13 protein-coding genes are annotated in these 18,621 nt (G+C 64.7%); 5 read left to right on the top strand and 8 right to left on the bottom strand.

The features are described from left to right. Positions 1 to 6 precede the first annotated feature (6 nt). The gene (locus tag NR193_RS30235) at positions 7 to 1,629 is read right to left on the bottom strand and encodes an FAD-binding oxidoreductase (protein WP_256754340.1); all 1,623 of its coding nucleotides are present in this window, start codon (positions 1,627 to 1,629) and stop codon (positions 7 to 9) included. Positions 1,630 to 1,918: 289 nt separating this feature from the next. After that, positions 1,919 to 2,161, bottom strand: a complete 243-nt coding sequence (locus NR193_RS30230; protein ID WP_091579192.1) for a DUF1344 domain-containing protein — start codon at positions 2,159 to 2,161, stop codon at positions 1,919 to 1,921. Between the two features lie 295 nt (positions 2,162 to 2,456). On the opposite strand from NR193_RS30230, the gene NR193_RS30225 reads away from it, so the two are divergent. After that, positions 2,457 to 3,098 carry a YegJ family protein gene (locus NR193_RS30225; RefSeq protein WP_256754339.1) on the top strand — a complete coding sequence of 214 codons (642 nt, stop codon included), beginning with the start codon at positions 2,457 to 2,459 and terminating at the stop codon, positions 3,096 to 3,098. A 16-nt stretch (positions 3,099 to 3,114) separates the two neighbouring features. On the opposite strand, the gene NR193_RS30220 is transcribed toward NR193_RS30225, so the two are convergent. Continuing rightward, positions 3,115 to 4,086, bottom strand: a complete 972-nt coding sequence (locus NR193_RS30220; protein ID WP_256754338.1) for a hypothetical protein — start codon at positions 4,084 to 4,086, stop codon at positions 3,115 to 3,117. A 65-nt stretch (positions 4,087 to 4,151) separates the two neighbouring features. Beyond that, positions 4,152 to 5,210 (bottom strand): CapA family protein, encoded by a 1,059-nt coding sequence (locus tag NR193_RS30215; protein ID WP_256754337.1) that lies wholly within the window; start codon positions 5,208 to 5,210, stop codon positions 4,152 to 4,154. Positions 5,211 to 5,415: 205 nt separating this feature from the next. On the opposite strand from NR193_RS30215, the gene NR193_RS30210 reads away from it, so the two are divergent. Together NR193_RS30210 and NR193_RS30205 are read left to right on the top strand one after the other, a co-directional pair. Beyond that, positions 5,416 to 7,992 carry a caspase family protein gene (locus tag NR193_RS30210; RefSeq protein ID WP_256754336.1) on the top strand — a complete coding sequence of 859 codons (2,577 nt, stop codon included), beginning with the start codon at positions 5,416 to 5,418 and terminating at the stop codon, positions 7,990 to 7,992. Positions 7,993 to 8,052: 60 nt separating this feature from the next. Next, complete coding sequence (locus tag NR193_RS30205) at positions 8,053 to 9,309, top strand: hypothetical protein (protein ID WP_256754335.1); 1,257 nt, start codon at positions 8,053 to 8,055, stop codon at positions 9,307 to 9,309. 266 nt (positions 9,310 to 9,575) lie between these two features. Here NR193_RS30205 and NR193_RS30200 read toward each other — a convergent pair whose 3' ends face one another. Then, positions 9,576 to 10,733 (bottom strand): TauD/TfdA family dioxygenase, encoded by a 1,158-nt coding sequence (locus NR193_RS30200; protein WP_256754334.1) that lies wholly within the window; start codon positions 10,731 to 10,733, stop codon positions 9,576 to 9,578. A 146-nt stretch (positions 10,734 to 10,879) separates the two neighbouring features. On the opposite strand from NR193_RS30200, the gene NR193_RS30195 reads away from it, so the two are divergent. After that, positions 10,880 to 11,809, top strand: a complete 930-nt coding sequence (locus NR193_RS30195; protein WP_256754333.1) for a LysR substrate-binding domain-containing protein — start codon at positions 10,880 to 10,882, stop codon at positions 11,807 to 11,809. A gap of 12 nt (positions 11,810 to 11,821) precedes the next feature. On the opposite strand, the gene NR193_RS30190 is transcribed toward NR193_RS30195, so the two are convergent. The 3 genes from NR193_RS30190 to NR193_RS30180 are packed head-to-tail and all read right to left on the bottom strand — an operon-like array spanning position 11,822 to position 16,363. Continuing rightward, positions 11,822 to 12,754, bottom strand: a complete 933-nt coding sequence (locus NR193_RS30190; RefSeq protein WP_256754332.1) for a hypothetical protein — start codon at positions 12,752 to 12,754, stop codon at positions 11,822 to 11,824. Further along, on the bottom strand, positions 12,754 to 15,441 hold the full coding sequence (locus NR193_RS30185) for a hypothetical protein (RefSeq protein ID WP_256754331.1): 2,688 nt from the start codon (positions 15,439 to 15,441) through the stop codon (positions 12,754 to 12,756). Before NR193_RS30185 ends, NR193_RS30190 begins: the two co-directional genes overlap by 1 nt. A gap of 52 nt (positions 15,442 to 15,493) precedes the next feature. After that, positions 15,494 to 16,363, bottom strand: coding sequence for a protein-L-isoaspartate O-methyltransferase (locus tag NR193_RS30180; RefSeq protein WP_256754330.1), 870 nt, complete (start codon positions 16,361 to 16,363; stop codon positions 15,494 to 15,496). Between the two features lie 512 nt (positions 16,364 to 16,875). On the opposite strand from NR193_RS30180, the gene NR193_RS30175 reads away from it, so the two are divergent. Continuing rightward, entirely contained in the window at positions 16,876 to 18,498 is a 1,623-nt protein-coding gene (locus tag NR193_RS30175) for a DUF2778 domain-containing protein (RefSeq protein ID WP_256754329.1), read from the top strand. The last annotated feature ends 123 nt before the right edge of the window (positions 18,499 to 18,621 follow it).

Genomic DNA, 18,621 nt, shown 5'->3' with positions numbered 1-18,621 from the left:
TGCCTGCTACGCCACCCCGCTCAGCGCCTTGATGGCACGGTAGAAGGTCGAGGAAAACAGTTCCGTCGGGTCATATTGCCGTTTCGCAGCCAGGAAGGCCGGCAGCTCGGGATAGGATGCCAGCAATTCCCTGGCCGTGTAATGCAGCTGATAGGGCAGGAAGAAGCGCCCGCCATGCTTGATCGTCACGTCGATCAGCGCCCGGGTCAGCGTCCGCATCCTGGCATTGCCGTCGGCATCGGTCGGCTGGTTGATGTAGAGCACCAGCGAATAGGCCGGCTCCGGCGCGTAGGTCAGCGCCACATCCTCCTTGTGGACGATGCGCACGGAGGCATTGAGCACCGGCAGGTCCTGGTTGCGCAGGATCTCGCGGGCTTCCGCGATGAACTCGACATAGGCGGCGCGGGGGATGAAATACTCGTGCAGAATGTCGGTCTCGTCCATCAGATCGTTGAACAGATACGGCACCGAATCGTGCATCGGGTTGTTGCGTGTGACGAGGCAGGCCTCGCCCTCGGCCATCGCTGCCGTGCGCGCCACCGTGCAGCTTTCGAATTTCGGCTCCAGCGTCTTTTCCGTGAACCATTTCAGTTCCTGGAACAGGCTGCCCTTCTTGGCGAGGTTCATGATCACCCGCTTCAGCCCGACGCCCTCCGGCTCGCCGATCTCTGGCTGATCGGCCGGCGGCTGCTCGGCCACCTTGTCATAGCGATAGACGATCATGTCCTCGAGGAAATTGCCCGGCGCCGTCGACAGGTGGCCGTAGAACAGGCCGATATCCTTCTTCGGCTCCAGCACCTCGGCAAAGAATTTCGGGAAATCATCCGATTTGATGATCTCGCGCGAGGTTCGGTAGACGGCGTTGTCGACGATATCGAGCGTTGCCTCCAGCACCACCCCGAACAGGCCGTAGCCGCCGACGACATGGCGGAACAGGTCGCTGTTTTCGCTCGACGAGCAGGTGGTCACCGAACCGTCGGCCAGCATCACCCGCATCGAGCGGATCGAGCCGGCCACCGAACCGGCCTGATGGTCCATGCCATGCGCGTTGACCGAGAGCGAGCCGCCGACCGAGAAGATATCGGTCGACTGCATCGCCTTCACCGCGAAACGCGGGTGCAAAAGGTTCTGGATATCGTGCCAGCGGGCGCCCGGCTGCAAGGTCATGGTCTTCGCCGCCGCGTCGACGCTGACCTTGTTGAACTTTCTGAGGTCGAGCACCAGCGCATTGTCGTCGAACGCATGCCCGCCCATCGAGTGACGGATGGCGGCCAGCGAGACTTTCAGGCCGTTGGCGCGCGCGAAGGCCAGCGCCTTGGCGATGTGATCCTCCTCGCTGATCTCGATAGCGCCAAAGATCGGCGTTCTCGACAGCCCGCTGGCATCGTTGATGTCTCCGCCCTTGGCCGACCACGGCAGCGAAGGGTCGAAGGCCGGCGGGCTGGCAATCGGCTTCAGCGGCAAGGCGATGCCGTCGATATCGGCGATGCGTCCGGCATTCTTCGGTCCCGAAGGCCCGCGCGCCAGCCGCGCCATGGTGGTGCCGCCCCACAGCACCGCGCCGCCGACGACAGCCGCGCCGAGCAGCAGCCGTCGCGACAGGCGAAACCCTTTTTGTTCCTCGGCCATGAAATCCCCCGTTGGCCAAGGGATAGCGCGGCTTTTCGGCAAAAACCATAGCGGCGCATGACAGAGCCAAGGCGGGTATTGGCAAGGTTTCGATGTCACGGGGACAAATTCGAAGGATTGCGCCGCCCCTCACCCTTACCCTCTCCCCGTGAAGGACGCGGAGAGGGGGGTCACCGGCGTCGCGACTAGAGCCCTTCTCCCCGTCCTAAACGGGGAGAAGGTGCCGGCAGGCGGATGAGGGGCAGCGCGGCGTTGACTGTTCAGACAACGCCGCAACTCATGCTCGCGACTACGAAGCCTTCTTGATCGACGTCACCATGCCGGTCTTCTCATCGACCGTCACCGCCACCTTGGCGCCGACCTTCAGTTTCCCGACCGCCGCGTCCGGCGACAGCTGGTAGATCTTGCCGTCGTCGAGCGTGATCGACTTGGTCGTCGGGTCGACGGCCTGGATGGTGCCCTGGACGGTCGCGGCATAGGCCGTGCCGAGGAAGGCGAGCAGAGCGACGGTGGTTGCGAGGGTCTTCTTCATCGGGTGCACTCCGTGCTGTTTCGATTTTCCGGGCCGTCGCCTTGGGAAACGACGGCACCGAACGAGCCGAGACTGGGCCGGAAAGCCTGCTGTCAGCAAATCACGTTGGATGAATTTTCGCAACGGAATCATAAGCTTAATTCCGCCACATTGACTGATGATCCGGCTTTCCCTGCCAATCGAGCGACCGTTTGTGACAGCGCTTTGCCCATGGAAAGAGTCCGTTATCGGGCCCGTGCAGGCCGGCATGGGACCATCACAAGCCCGCCGCAATCCGCGTTGGCGGCATCACGAAATGGACTTCCGACTGTTCATCGGCACACATTTTGTTTCATGGACCAGCGCAAACCGCCGCTCCAAAAAGGGTGGAACTCGCGCTCCGGTTGCAAACCCGGAATGGATGCACGATGGTATCGACAGTTATGAAGGGGGCCATCATCCAATGAAGCTTGCAGTCCGGACCATGATATCCCTGATGCTGGCGCTTGCTCCGGGATCGGCAGGCGCACAAGGCGCGGATCCGGGCGACGACAAAACGGTTATCTTTACTCCCGGCGATCCAGACATGGCGGCGGCGACCGCGCAGGCGCTTGCCAGGCTGGACGAATTCCTGGCATTGGCCGAAGCGCCGCCCTCCGGCACCGACCGGTTCAAATTGAAGGTCAAGGTGCGGGACGGGAACGTCACCGAACACTTCTGGGTCATACCGTTTCGTCGCACTGAAACCGGGTTTGTCGGCATATTGGCGAACGAGCCGGAACAAGTGCACAACGTCGTCCTCGGCCAGGACATAGAATTCACCCGGGACGACATTTCCGATTGGGGATACACCCGAGACGGGCGTCAGGTCGGCAGCTTCACCGTCTGCGTGATGTTCAAGAGAATGTCGAAGGAAGAAGCGGACACCATGCGCGACAAATACGGCTTCGATTGCTGATCATGTGCCGGCCGGACTAACCTGCCTCGTCCTTCGCACCGATCTTGCGCACCAGCGCTGCCGTCGCCAGCATCGCGCCCATGTCCGATATCATCGGCGCGACATGCCTGGTGTAGTCGAGCGGCACCGAGATATCCGGCAGCTCGAAGAAATTCTTCGCCTGCGGCAACAGCAGGAAACCGTCGCTGCCGTTGAGCGCGATGCGGGCCGGATCGTCCGGCCAGGTTTCACCCAGCCATTTCAGCGCTTGCGCCAGCCGGCCAGTCACCAGCGGCCGCGCCGCTTCGATGTTGTCGGTGCGGAATTCATAGGCGGCATCGAGTTCGGGAACGCCCGATGACAACTCCTGCATCCTGGCTGTGAACAAGCCGCGGAAGAAGCCCATGACAGCGTTGGCGCGCCGCGCCGCCACCAGTATGCCCGGGAACGGCTCGACCGTCTCGAAGGCGACAATGACGCCTTTGAAGGTTGTCGCTCTGTTCTTGGTCGCCGCCCCGTCCCACAGGTCTGCCTCGTAGAGTTCGAACGGAAACCCGTCGTAGCGTCCGGATATGATGTCGTCGAAGCGGCTCATGGTGAAGCCGCCGACCGTCTCGCGCGGCAACCGGTCGAAGGAATTCGGCGTCACATCGTGCTGGTAGCGCATATCCCTGATGAAGCCGAAGATGATCGGCAGCAGCGTCTCGCGGAACGATTGCCGCAGCCGCGTCGCCGGCCTGATCGCCCGGAAATAGAGCAGGATCGAAGCCGCGAAGCCGACGAGATAGAGAAACACATGTGGCGTCGAGAACCATTGCTCGTTGGGATCGGCGACCTTGTTGAACAGCCAGGCGACCAGCACGACGAACACGAGCACCAGGCCAACGAACAACGGCACCCGCCAGCGCACTTGCCGGACCGCCGAGGCCCTCGCCGCCTCATAGGTCTCGATGTCTTTCCGGATATTGGCGATGTCGGCTTCGCTTGGCATGAAATCCGCTGTTTCCATCGCCGCCCCCGCGAGCCTGCCTCTGTCACCACATGATAGTCGCTTTTGCGGGGGCCGCCAGACGGTTAGACGGTGGCATCCCCTTCCGTTGCCAGAGAAGGAAAAATCGCCCTCAGCCGACCTTCGACCCTTCCACGCATTCGACTCTCCAGCGCCTCCACCGGCACCAGCCGCTCATGATCACCGGCCCGCAGCCGCATGAACGGATGCAGGCGATAAGACGCGATGGCACCGCGCGTGCCGGTATCGGCACTGACATCGACGACGAGGATGCCTCCAATGCGTCCGGGCCATGGCTGGCGGGCAAAGGCGGTGCCGAGGAAATCTCCGAGCCCATAAGCGACGATCGTCCCGTCAATCCGTTCCACCGGCTGCACGACATGGGCATGATGGCCGGCGATCAGCCCGACGCCCTGCTTGGCCAGCCGCCTGGCCAGCGCCCGCGTTTTTGCGCGCGGAAAATGCCTGAACTCCCAGTCCCAATGCGGGACAGCGCAGGTGAGATCGAAACCGGCATCGCGCGGCCAGCGCGCTGGGTCGCCGTCCATCGACACGCGGCCGGCAAACAGGTCGGCGTCGGCGTTGCGCCACAGTGTGAAGGCGGCGAAGCCCAATGTCAGCGGTCCGACTTTGACAGGCACCGGACCATCGGCGGCGAGGCCGATCGTGCGGATGCCGAGCCGCTTCAGCGCCGCCACCGTCTCGTCGAAACCGGCGACGCCCTGGTCGAACACATGATTGTTGGCCAGCGACAACACGAGCTTGTCGTGCGGGATGCCAACCACGGCAAGCGCCTCATCAAGAAAGCGCCCGGTCATGGCGTGATGTGTGCCGAGCTTCGTCCCCAGCACCGCACTCGGTCTGTCCACGATCGGGCTTTCGCAATTGCCGATCACCAGGTCGGCTGCGCCGAGCAATGCCTTGATCGCCGGATCGCAGTCCGGCGTGCCGCGATTGGCCACCGACGAGATATCGCCGACGAAGGCAAGCCGCACCGTCCGCGTCGGCGGTGGCGTCATCATCGTTGCGGCTATCGCCGCGAATTCTCCGACGTTCCCGCCGAGCGACGGCTTCAGGAAACGCGGCAGCCAGGACAGTTTGTAGGAAAGCGGATAATTCGACACGCGATGCCCAATCGTTTGCCCTGTGTAGACCGTCCGCTGGGCCGGTTGAAGCGCATCCGGCAACAATCAAGTGGCTTGACCATGGCGTCGTCGCAACCGTTTTGCCGCCAGACATTCACCGCGCCGCCGCGACTGCGCCATTGAGCCGCCACGGTCAGCGCATTAGCATGGGCCGGGTTTGGATCTTTCGGGCGGAAAGATGGGGATGGTCGGCCGGCATTGCGGGACCAGGTTCGCGGCATTGCTGCTGGCCCTTTGCTTCGCCTTGTTTCTCAACGCGCCTTCCGCTTGGGCCGACGACGCAAAGCCGATGCGCGGCGTGGCGCTGGTCATCGGCGAATCCCGCTACGAACAGCTGACCACCCTGCCCAACCCCGCCAACGACGCCCGCGCGGTTGACCGCCTGCTCGGTGAACTCGGCTTCGATGTCACCTCCGTCACCGATGGCGACAAGACCAGGCTCGACCGCAGCCTGCAACGCTTCGTCGAGGACGCGGCCGGCGCCGATGTGGCGCTGCTCTACTATTCGGGACATGGCATCGAGGCCGGCGGCGAGAACTATCTGGTGCCGGTTAGTGCCGACCCATCCTCGCTCGCCGATGCCGGCAAGAACCTCGTTCCGCTATCGGGCCTGCTGGCCGAGCTGAAGGCAAAGGTTCCCGTCGCCATCGTGTTGCTGGACGCCTGCCGCACCAATCCGTTCCCGGCCGGGGCGACCATCGTCACCGCCTCCGGTCCTGCACCCGTCGCCGCCGCCGGGTTGGACCTGACGCGCGGAGCCGCCCCTCTCGCCGATGCCGCCGACGCGCCGCAAAGCCTGGGCGAGGTGATCGGCTTTGCCGCCGAGCCCGGCCACGCCGCGCTCGATGGCGATGCCGGCGGCAACAGCCCCTATGCCGCCGCGCTGCTGAAGCACCTCGCCGCTGGCGGTTTTGCCTTCGGCGACGTCATGACGATGGTGGCCGAGGAGGTCTATGTGCAGACCGGCGGGCGCCAGCGGCCATGGACCAATGCCAGCCTGCGCCGGCTGCTCTATTTCGGCCTGTCGCCGGAACAGGCGGCCGGTGACGACGCCGCGATCCGCGGCGAGCATCGCAAGCTGCTGCTGACCATCGCCAAGACGCCCGCCGACACGCGCCGCCTTGTCGAGGCCGCCGCCAACTCGGAAGCCGTGCCGCTCGGAACGCTCTACGGCCTGCTCGCCGCACTTGGCGCCGATGTGCCCAGCGACCCGCGCGAACTGGACCGGCTGCTGCGCGGCCAGACCGAACATCTCAAGACCATCATTGCGGAAAGGCAGGCGCTGAAGAGCACGGATGTAGACATCGTCCGCCTGTCGGATCTCGCCGAGAAGGCGCTGGCCGACGGCGCGGTGACAGCGGCGATCCAGTTCCAGCAACAGGCCAAGGCGCGTGTCGCGCGGCTGTCGAAAACAGTCGATCGGGCCGAGGCCGACGTCAAGGCCAGGCGGATCGAATTCGCCGAAGTCTACAGCCGCAGCGGCGATACCTATTTCCTCGCCTTCCAGCAGATGAAGGCGGCCGACGACTACCGCAAGGCCTTCGAGCAGGTGAAGAAATGGGACGCTGGCCTCGCCTGGCATTACAAGCTGGCTGAAGCCAATGCCATCCGCGCCTACGGTACGTTTCGCGGCGACAACAAGGCTCTGCAGGCCTCGATGCGAACATTTGCCGAAGCGGCCAAGCTGCTTCCCCAGGATCGCCTGACACCTCAATTGATAATGACCCAGAACGATTTCGGCCTGGCGATGTATATGTATGGGCAGCGCCAGAGCGACTCCGCGTCGCTGGAGCAGGCGGTCGGCATCTTCTCCGGCATCGTCTCCAGCGGGATCAAGCAGGTCGATCCTTCGCTGTGGGCGGAGGCCCAGTCCAATCTTGGAACGGCGCTGATAATGCTTGGGATGCGCAAGAGCGGCCCGGAGCAATACCAGCAGGCGGCGACTGCCTTCGCCGCCGCGCGGCAGGCGATTTCGCGACAGGAGCAACCCCTCAAATGGGCACTGGCGCGCAAGGGCGAAGCCGACGCCATTGCCTGGATCGGCCTGCGCGGCAACCAGCCGGACCGGTTGCACGAAGCCGTCGATGGCTACGAGGATGTGCTGAAAACGCTGACCCGCGACCTCGACCCCCTGTCCTGGGCCGCCGCGCAGGATGGCTTGGGCAGCGCGCTATGGGCGATTGGCGACCGGCTCGACGGCAGCGACCTGCTGCAACAGGCAGTGGATGCCTACAATGCCGCGCTCATTGAAAACACCCGCGCGCGCGTGCCGCTGCTGTGGGCGGCGGAACAGAACAACCTGGCCAACGCCATGTTGTCCATCGGCCAGCGCGAGCAAGGCACGCAGAGCCTTACGCTGGCGGCCAATGCCTACCGCAACGCACTGGAGGAATGGACGCGCGAACGCGAGCCGTTCAGTTGGGCGACCGCGCACAACAATCTTGCCCGCGCCCTCGTCCTGACCGGTGAGCGGACGGGCAATGACGCGACCATCCGGGCCGGTCTTGCCTCCTACGACGAGGCGCTGAAGGAGTGGACGAAAGAGAGCGCGCCGCTGCAATGGGCGTCCTTGCAAGGCGGGGTCGGCGCAGGGCTGCTTATCCTCGGTCGCAAGAATGGCGATGCCAGGCTGCTCGGGGATGCCAGGCAGCGGATGCAACTGGCCTGGTCGTTTTGTCACGACGCCGGCTATCCCCAGTATGACGGCTACTTCCAGGGGCAGATAGCCGAAATCGACAAGGCGCTGGCGGCGCTGAAGTGACGGGCACGCGTTGCCGGTTGTGTTTATGATCACGATGGAACGGCAAAACGGAGGACCACGATGAACCGACTTTCGATCCTGCTGGCATCCGCCTTCATTCTGCTCATGCCATTGTCTTCGGCCCGTGCAGCAATGCCCGAAGCGGCAACCGCTCTGTTCGAGGCGAAGACCGTGGCCGCCCGCGACAGCGCCCTGTCGACGCTGGAGGCCGCCGCGCCCAAGGATCCGGCATCAGCCTATGCGGCCGGCGCCGGTGAATTCTTCACCGCGCTGGAGATCCTGGCCAGCGGCCTGCATCGCCATGGCTTCGAGAGCCCGCAATCCTTCATGCTGCCGCTGATGCGGCTGCCGGTACCCGACAATCCCAACCCTGAGCCGCTGACCTACGAGCAGTTCCGCGCCATCCTGGTCGCCTTCCGCGACCGGCTGGAAAAATCCGCCGCGACGCTGGGTTCGGTGCCGGCCGATGCCGATATCGGCATGGTCATCGACCTCACCCATGTCGGCATCGACCTCAACGAGGACGGCACGATCGCGCCGGATGAAAGCATGGCCGCCATCATGGCCGCGCTGTCGCGCGGCGGCAGCGCGCCGGACGACACGGCACCGGCGCTGACCTTCCGCTTCGACCGCGCCGACGGCTTCTGGCTGCAGGGCTATGCCGAGTTCCTGATGGCGCAGGCCGATTTCTGGCTGGCGCATGATTTCAAAAGCACGTTCGACGGCTCGTTCCACATGCTGTTCCCGCGCGCCAAGCTGCCGTTGCAGGACATTCTCGTGCCCCCGCCGAGCGAGATGGGCTCGAGCATTTTCTCCTCGGAATGGCGTATCGCCGATTTCATCTCGATGGTGCACATGATCAACTGGCCGGTGGTCGAACCGGAACGCCGGCAAGCGGCACGTCGCGAACTGCTCGAAATGATCCGACTGTCGCGCGAGGATTGGAAGGCGATCCGCGCCGAGACCGACAATGATCGCGAATGGCTGCCCGGACCGCAGCAGAAGGGCGAAAACCGGCTCACCGGCCTCGAAGTCGGCGAGGAGCAGGTCGCGGCCTGGCTCGCCACCTTGACGATGGCGGAAGATCTGCTCGAAGGCCGCGTGCTGCTGCCGCATTTCCGCATCACCGGCAAGGGCATCAACATGAAGCGCTTCTTCGACGAGCCGAAGCCCTTCGACCTCGTGCTGTCGATCACCGGCCCGGGGATCGCGCGCTACCTCGAAAGCGGCAAGATCCTGACCAGCAACGATTTCGACCAGATCCAGCGCGAGTTCGGCGGCGGCGGATTCCTTACGTTTGCGCTTTGGTTCAACTGAGCGGCGCCATCGTCATCCTGGGGCGAAGCAAGGAGCGAAGCGACGCGGCGCAGACCCCAGGATCCATGCCGGGACTCCCGAGCGTTGCTGCGGTGCAGAACCTATTCTGCCGCGCCGGTCGCAGGGTATCAATTCTGAACCGATGCATTCTTCGGCTGATGTCGCGGCATGGATCCCAGGGTCTCCGCGACGGAGCTTCGCTCCTGCTTCGCCCTGGGATGACGAAGTTAGTAGGCTTCGGCCAATGGCCGCGAACGATACAGTGCCTAGAAAATAGCTCCTTGGTACAAAATCGCCTCCGCCTCCTCGGGTGCAAACCGACGCGCCAGCGTGCGAAACGCGCTGTGCACCCCGTCACGGTCGATGTTGCAGCTTCTGAGATGACGCACCGCCAGCGTCGGATCGAAGGCGCTGCGGCCGTGCAGGACGCGCTGGTTGTCGAAGACCAGCACTTCGCCCGGCTGCAGCTGATGCTGGAACTGGTTCTGAGGGTCGCAGATCAGCCGCGTCAGTTCGGCCAGCGCCTCGATCAGGCCGTCGATCCGATCCAATGGCGCGGTCTGCGGTGCCAGGCAGCGGTCATTGTAGCGGATGCCGGTGACGGTGCCGCTGGTATCGAGGCTGATCACATGCGCCTCGGCGCTGAAGAACACCTCGCCGGGATGCTCGCGGTGGAAGGTGACGCCGTGCCGCGACAACAGCTCGAACAGCTCCGGCGTGCGCGTCCGCATCAGTTCGGCGACATGAAAACCGTCGACCATCAGCGAGGTGCCGCCTGTGCCCGCCCCCGTGCGGATGGCGTGAAAGAAGATGAACCCCGGCGGCGAGTAGCGGAACGGCTCATCCGTATGCGGGATCTGCGCCCGAGCCGTCTCTCCGGCCACCCGGGCATCCGGCCGCGAAATCAGATCAAACACCTTGCCATAACTGGTCTCGCGGATCGGCCCGTAACGGCTGGCGACCCGCGCGGTTGCTTCCGTCTCGGCCGGAACCCCGGTCAGCATGGCGATGCCATGATTGCGCAGCGCCCGCAGCGACTGGAACAGTGCTTCGTCATCGGCGACCACCGCGTCGAAGGCGAAGCGGCCGAGCCGTGCGGACAGGTCGCTGCCCCACAGTTGCGGCTGGAACCGCGACGTGCCGGCGCCGCCGGCATGATCAGCCAGGAAATCCGAACCGTAGCGCGAGACATGGCCGTCTTCCCAGACGACCCTCACCTCGCTTGCCGAGACATCGATTGAGGTGGCCCGGACTCCGACAAGAATATCAGCCGGCGTCAGCCACCTCTTGCCGGAGGCGGTGTCGCCGCACTCCTCGCATTCGCAGGCGAGCCGTAGCCACCGCGTCGAAAGCCGGCCTGGCCGTCCGTCTGTCGGCTCGACGGCGATGCGCTGACCCTCACCGCGCATGGCGCGAATTGGCATGCTCGAAGTTGAATGGCTTGATGGATGCTTTGGTGTGTCGAGCATTGTGGCGACCCCTGGCGGTTGAATTTCTTCAACAAGCCTATGCCCTTGAAAATGAGGGTTCAAACGAGTTCCCTTCGCCAGGTTTTGAGCTAAGCTCAATCATGACGACGCTCCGGGACCTTCCACTATCCGCCTTGCGGGCGCTGCTCGCCGCCGCCAGGGCTGGCAGCCTGACGCGTGCAGCGGAGGAACTGGGCGTGACGCCAGGCGCCATCGGCCACCAGATCCGGCAGTTGGAGGACAGGCTCGGCGTCAAGCTGGTGCGGCGCGAAGGCAACGGCATCGCCCTGACCCGCGCCGCCGAGGCCGCACTGCCCGACATCGACCGTGGCTTCGACGCGCTGGCTTCAGGCATGCGACGGCTGCGCTTCGAGCGGCGGGCCGAGACCTTCACCATCTCGGCCGATCCGTCCTTCGCCTCACTGTGGCTGGCGCCGCGGCTCAATAGGGTGCGGAAAATTCTGGCTAAGCTCGACGTCCGCATCGTCGCCTCGGTCGCGATCGATGCCATGCTGGAGGAAGGCGTCGACCTCGCCATCAGCTACCGCAAGGGCGCGGCACCGGATATCGCATCGCTCGACCTGTTCACCGAACGGGTGATCCCGGCCTGCGCGCCTGCGTTGGTTCGCGGCCATGACAGGCCGGATTCAGCCGAAGTGCTCGACAAGATGCCGCTGCTGCACATCGACCCGACCATGGGCGACGACGTCTACCCGGCATGGCGCGACTGGTTCGCAGCTGCCGGCCGGCAGTCGAAAGCCATTGAGCAAGGTCCGCGTTTCGGGCTGACGATCGTCGCCGCACAGGCAGCGATCGCCGGCATGGGCGCCCTGCTGGCAAGCGAACTGGTGCTGCGGCGTCATCTCGACCCTGGCCAGTTGGTAGAGATCGCCCGGGATGTCCCGGCGCTGACGATCAAGCGCCGCCTCGTCTGGCCCGAACATGGTCCGAAGGCACGGCGTGCCGCCGCTGTCGCCGCCGAACTGGCAGCGATTGCCGACATCGGCATCGATGGCGCCCTGCCTGCGTGAATACGCCTGGGATTAGCGGGAAAACCCGTGCAGGCGGGCGAGAAGCCATTGCAGCGGGTTGCCGACGAAGGCGCGGGTGACGAAGCTGTCGTGGGCGGCATCCGAGGCGAGGAAGGCGACGGTCCCGGCTTCGAGCCGGCGCGGCGGATCCGAACTGGCGTCTATGCCCTGCCCTGCCAGCAACTGCCGGATCTGCGCATTGCCGGAGGCCGAGGACTGGCCATAGGCGCTGACGAAAAAGCTCTTCCTGTGGCGCTCGATCCAGTTGGCGAAAATGTCCGCCTCGTCGAACACCGCGTCGAGCAGGATGACGCCGAGCAGGCGGCCACCGATGTCGCCGTTCTTCAGCACGGAGGCGGAGGGGTTGTAGCCGCCGCTGTAGGCGACCAGCACCACCGGCATGGCGTCGAATTTCGCCGCCTTGGCCCCGGTCAGCCTGCCCAGGGCTTGGGCTGCCTCGGTCATGAACCTGGCAAAGACGCCCGGCGTCCAGAAATTACCGGCGCTGGAATCCTGCGCGTTGCTGGCGAATTGCGGCGCCACCAGCACGGCGTTGAGGCCGGACGCCTCGACCTGCGCGACCACCCGCTGGCGCCCGACCACATCGCGCTGCAAGATGGCGCCATTGCCGTGGAAGAACACCACGATGACTGCCGGCTTGGCCGGATCGAACCCTTTCGGCATCGCCAGCAGCGTGCTGCGGTCGGAATAGGTCTCGTCTTCCCAGTAGATGCCGCCGCGCGGCGAGGTGTGGCCGCGCCGGCCGTTCGCCGTCACGTCGAGAAACGGCCCTGAACCGTCCGGCAGTTTTCCCCGGTAGGGGAATGGCGATGTCTTGAACGGCACGATCGTCGATATGGCCTTTCGCAAGCGCGCCGCCTGGCTCGCCGCCGGGAAGGCCGCCGCGGCCAACAGTCCGGCGATGATGGCGCGCCGGTCGGGCATCAGGCCATCACCAATCGGATGGACGGCGCCCTCGACGGCAGCAGCACCGCGAAGAAGGCCGGGATGGCGATGAGATAGGCGATCGCCGCCCATTGCAGCACGGCGCTGAGGCCGAAGCTGGTGGCGACGATCGGCACCGCCGCCGAGCCGATGACCGAGAAACAGCCATTGATGCCCCAGGCCCAGACGAACAGGTGCTCCTTGCCGAGCCGCGCCAGCCAGGTCATGGCGGTGGCCATCGGCATGCCCATCAGGAAGGCCGGCGGCGACACCAGCAGGAAGCAGAGCAGCAGCCGCACGGCATAGGGATAGGCGCCGATCCGGTCGAGCACCGGCGACAGATAGAAGCCGTAGGCCAGCAGCAGCACGCAGATCGCCAGCAACAAGACAGGCAAAAGCGTTCTGGCGCGGTCGAAGATGCGTTCGGCGAACAGGCTGCCGAGGCCGGAAAACACCAGCATCGACGAGATCAGCACCGAGGCCGACACGGTCGGATTGGCGAGCGCCACGGTGAAGCGGCTGATCAGCCCGACCTCGACCATGATGTAGCCGAGGCCGAGACAGGCGAAATAGAGGATGGTGCCGAGCTTGCCGCGCGAGCGCGAGAAGACGATGCGCCAGCCGAATATGACCGGCAGCAGCACCAGCGACGCCGCCGTGATGCAGGCAATGCCGAGCGTCGCCCAGATCAGCAGATAGCCCCAGTCATCCTGGAACAGGTCGAGCCTGTCCAGCGTCCTCGGCAGGTCGGCGACCTTCACATAGGCGGCGAAATAGGGCTGGTCGTTGCTCAGCGCCCGCGCGTCGAAGACATAATCGCTGGCGAGCTTTTCCCAGCCGCCGGTCAAAAGCGCGTGCCAGGCCATGCGCTGCAGGGCGGTCGCCGGCAGCACGTCCGGCTCCGCATTGCCGCCGTTGGCGCAGGCATCGAGCGTCGGGTCGGCCGGCGCCGTCGGGTCGCAGTCCGCCGATGCGGCCGGAGCGGTGGCATCGGCGGCGGGCTGGGTGAGCGTCGCATCCTCGCCGCTGCCGAAGATCGAGGCGCGATAATCGTCGAGAACCTTTTGCTCGGTCGAGCCGTCATAGGGCATGCCGGGATAGTAGACTTCCTCCCACGACATCGACTTGGTGTAGTCGCGCAGGGTCTTGATTTCCGTCTCGGTGAAGCCGCCGCGCTTGAACAGCACGGTCGTCGTCGACAGATAGCTCGACACGGCAAAGATGTCGTTGGCCGCGCCCTTCGGATCGAACGTCCTGGCTGCCTCGGCGATGGTCGAATAGAGCTTCAGCACCGATTTCGGCGGCTCTTCCTTGTTCCACAAGGTCACCGACAGCACGCCGCCATTGGCGAGCGCGTGCATGTAGCTCAGCATCGCCTCGTGCGTGTAGGCGTATTTCTCCGAAATGGCGAAGCCGCCCGGATTGGACAGGCCGACGCTGTCGGCAAGGCTGAGATCGATGACGTCGTAGCGCTCTGTCGTGTTGGCGAGGAACAGGCGTCCGTCATAGTCGATGACCTTGAGCCGCGGTTCGGCCAGAATATCGCCGGTGACGTCCTTCAGGACCGGGTCGCGGAATGCCCGCAATGTCATCGGGTTGCTCTCCGCGACGGTGACCGAGGTCGAGCCGGCATTGAGCGCGGCTTGCGTGGAGATGCCGCCGCCGAACTGCACGACAAAGGTTTTGGGCTTCGCCTTGATGACATAGGGGTAGTGCATCGGCAGATAGCGGAAATAGACCTGCTCGGCGAGCGCCAGGTTGCGCATGATGCCTTCCGGCCCGTCGCCGTCGCGATACATGCCGACATAGGTGTTGGCCGGAACTTCGGGCATGCCGAAGGCGGCGTTGTCGCTCAGGCCGGGCGCGAAATGCATGTAGGAACTGGCATAGACCTGCAGGTCGCCGAACGGAGAGACGTTGCGGTAGATGCGCTTGCCGTCGGGAAAGTTGCGCGCATACGCAACGCCCTTGTACTGCGATACCGCGATGTCTGGGATGCCGAGCAGGCCGGGCAGCATGAGGTAACCGGCTATCGACAGCGCCGCCACGACCACCCCGGCGACGACACTCTTCCAGGCGCCGAAAGCGAGGAACCACAGGATCGAGCCGGCCGCCCACAAAAGCAGCGGCACGACGATGATGGTCTCCGGCGCGAACAGATACATCGACACCAGCACGACGAGGCCGGCGAGCCCCGAGCCGGTGAGATCGGCGAAATAGACGCGGCCGAAGGCAGTGCGGCTTTTCAGGAAGACGATGCCGAGGAAGAACGCTCCGGCCAGGAACGGCAGGAGATAGAGCAGGAAATTGGCCAGCAGCCGCCATTTCTGCTCGGGATCGGAGACCAGGAAGATGGCGTTGAACGGCACCGTCTGGGCAACCAGGTTGGAGCCGACGGCAAGCGGGCCGATCAGCAGCAGGGCTGATGTGGCGGCCCCTTGCCAGTGCCGGTCGAACCAGTCCTTGCCAGCGAAGATGACGACGCTGGACAGCGAGAAGCCGAGCATGGCGAGGCTCACCACCAGCGAGCCGAAATGCGACCAGCTGCCGGCGGCGAACACCCGCATGACCGATATCTGCAGCGCGATGATGGCGCCGGCAATCAGCCCGACCGCGAGGTAGTGCGCGAGCCGCGGCGCCTCCAGCGAGGCGATGCTTGGTGGAGAGGTCGATACGACAGCCGTCATTCAGGCCCCTTGATGCGGCGGTTGGCTCGGCAGGCGCGGGCCGGCGGGCAACTCAACCGTTGTGCGTGCCGACGATCTGGTCGCCTTCCAGCTTGGTGAAGGGCACGAAAGGCACCACCTTGCCATTGTAGATGTCCGAGCGGACGATGTTGAACGTGCCGTCGGCGAGTTGCTGCTTGATCACCTTGAGCACGTGCTGCGCGCCCGGCGGACCGACCGGAATGACCATGACGCCATTGGGCTTGAGCTGCTGCAACAGCGACGGCGGAATGTGGTCGATGCCGCAGGTGACGATGATCTTGTCGAACGGACCGACGCTTTCCCAGCCATAGTAGCCGTCGGCATTGCGGCTGGTGACCGAGCCGAACTCGCTGTAGCCGCGCTCGATCAGCGCGTCATAGGTGCGGCGGGTGCGCTGCGCCAGCGGATTGATGATCTCGATCGTGTGCACCTTGTCGGTGAGATTGGCCAGGTAGGCCGACTGGTAGCCGGAGCCGGTGCCGATCTCGAGCACGGTTTCGCCAAGCTGCACGTCGATGGCCGTCGTCATGCGTCCGACCAGATGCGGACCGGATATCGTCACGCCATAGCCGATGTCGAGGAAAGCGTGATCATAGGCGCGCCCCAGATTCTGCGGCAGCACGAACTCTTCGCGCGGTGTCAGCAGGAAGGCGCGCTTGTTGCGGTCGTCCAGTACATCCTTGTTGTAGACCATGATCTGGAAGCGATCGAATCGCTCCGCCAGGAACTTCGGATCCTCGCCGCGATTGGCCACCATCCAGTCGATGAACGCCTTCTTGTCGGTCACCGGCACCTCGGCGTTCCGATCATAGGGCACCGGCACGTTCGCCTTGACGGCGCCTGGAACAAGGGAAAACGCCGCCGCACCCGCCGACAGCGCCAAGAAGTCCCGACGCTTCATGGAAAAGCCTCCGAAAGTGGCCTTTGCCACCCAAAACCAAGCACTTACCCCGATTGCACTGCCGTCCAAAACGAGTCAATGGCCGTCGAGAGGCTGCCGCCCGGGCGGAGAAATTGTGGCAGCAGGGCAACAGTCTTGCCGGTGCCGAGGATTGTTCGGCAACACGCGATGGGCGTGCGCCGCTGCCACACGCCTTGCTGAAAAGCCTTCTGCGTCAATTAGCAAGGGCTGTTTTGCTTGACTTGAACGGCAAAAACAGGCAGCAAAAAAACATTGGAAGGGCTGCAATACCGCGTTCATGGTCGTGGACAAGCCTTCTTCGGCACAAAGTCCGCGTCTCTTGTTGGTTTTGAGAGGGATTGGTTAACCAACTTTGTCCATATTTTGAAGCAATCGGCAACTAACGACAGGCGCGGAAAACGCGTCGGGGACCACCTGGGATCACTCACAGAATGGTCGTCGCGGCTATCACAGCCGCGGACGTGGGAGCCGATTGGAGCAAGATTGGTCGCATGGCGTTCTTGAGTAGAAAAATTGTCGGGGACGAGCGTTGGGACGGCGAGACCGCCTGTGACGCGCCGCGTTCCACTTCCTTCAACCCTGAACGGATCGTCCGCTGGGTCGCGGTGCCCGGCGTCAGCGCTGCCGTTGGCTTGTGGCTGATCGGCACCATGGCCGGCCTGAGTTCCGTCGGCGCCTCGCTGTCGGCAACGTCCGGAGGCCTGCCGCAGACGCTGGCGATGCCGGGCTCGCTTGCCCTTGCCGATCCGCTGAAGCAGCATTTCCTCACATCTTCTGCGCCGTTCGTGCTGGCCAATGCCCATGGCGGCGCGCAGGCCCTGCACGACCATGCTGTGCAATGCGGCGCGAGCTGCTTCAGGCTGGCCGGGGTGAGCCCCCAGGCTGAAAAATCCGCGCGCCTTGTGGCGCAAGCGAAGCCGACGGTCGTCCCGACGGTCGCAAAGTCGAAATCGCAAGAGCGTTTCGAACGCATCGAAGCGTCGCTGTCGCCGAGCCGGCTTGCCGCCGCCTTCGCCGATGCCGGAAAGCCTGCCGTCGCGGCCAACGCCCGTCCCGTGATTTCCAGCGTCGCGCCGCAAGTCGCCGAGGCGTCACTGGTGCCGTCCGCCAGCGTGGTGGCCAGCCTGTCGGATGACATTCCGGCTCCGGCGGCGGAACGCTTCGCCCGCCTCGATACCGGCTCCGTCGTCGTGCAGACCGCGCCACAGCCGATCGGCTTTGCCCAGTCGGAGACGCCAAGCGACTCGCAACTGGCACTGGCCCTCGTCCAGTCGCTGCCGGTCGAGGACGAGGCATTCGCCTCGCCGCTGCCGATGACCGAATCCCCGGCCGATGTCGCGGTCGCGCCTGTCGAAACCCAGCAGGAACAGCCCGGCGATGCCGCCTCCTTGCCGGACGCTCTGACCGACGACGTGCCGCTGCCGACCCGCCGCCCGCAGTTCGACGCGCCGCAGCCACCCAAGTCCGTGGAGCAGGAAAAGCCGGCTCAACAGCCCAAGACCGTGCAGCAGAAGCCTGCGCCTCAGACAAAGCCGGTCCAGCAGGCCGGCAGACCAGCTCAGCCGGCCCGGCAAGGCCGGCCGGCCGATGGCGGCGACGTGCTGGCCTACGCCAAGCCCGACGTTCCCGCCGGCGGCCTCGGCCAGGCGTTCAAGAACCTGTTCAACGCGCCGAACGCCAGGACCGGAGCCGGCGGCGGCGTTGCCGTCTATGACATCAGCGCCAAGACCGTCTATATGCCGGACGGCCAGCGGCTCGAGGCCCATTCCGGCCTCGGCGCCATGGTCGACCAGCCGCGCTATGTCGACCAGAAGGATCGCGGCCCGACGCCGCCCAACACCTACAACCTGTCGCTGCGTGAATCGCGCTTCCATGGCGTCGAGGCCCTGCGCCTGACGCCTGTCAACGGCGGCAACAAGTACAACCGCAACGGCCTGCTCGCACACACCTACATGCTGCGCGGCGGCCGCGCCGAGTCCAATGGCTGTGTCGTCTTCAGGGACTACGGCCGCTTCCTCGCCGCCTTCAAGAAGGGCAAGGTCACGCGCCTCGTCGTGGTGCCGCGCCTGAACGGATCGGCGACGCGGGTGGCATCGAACGGAAGCGGCGCCTGACCGGCAACGGGACAGGCGCCCGACCCTATCCCGCACGCTCCTGACAGCCTTCTGTCAGCAGCCGCGCTTGGCGGCACGCCTCCCGCCATCCCACTCTTTCCATTTTGGCCAAGACCTCCCATA

Source organism: Mesorhizobium sp. Mes31 (assembly GCF_024519675.1).
Taxonomy (GTDB): domain Bacteria; phylum Pseudomonadota; class Alphaproteobacteria; order Rhizobiales; family Rhizobiaceae; genus Mesorhizobium.
Note: the sequence above shows the minus strand (reverse complement) of the source record. Positions and strands in the feature narration are given on the sequence as shown.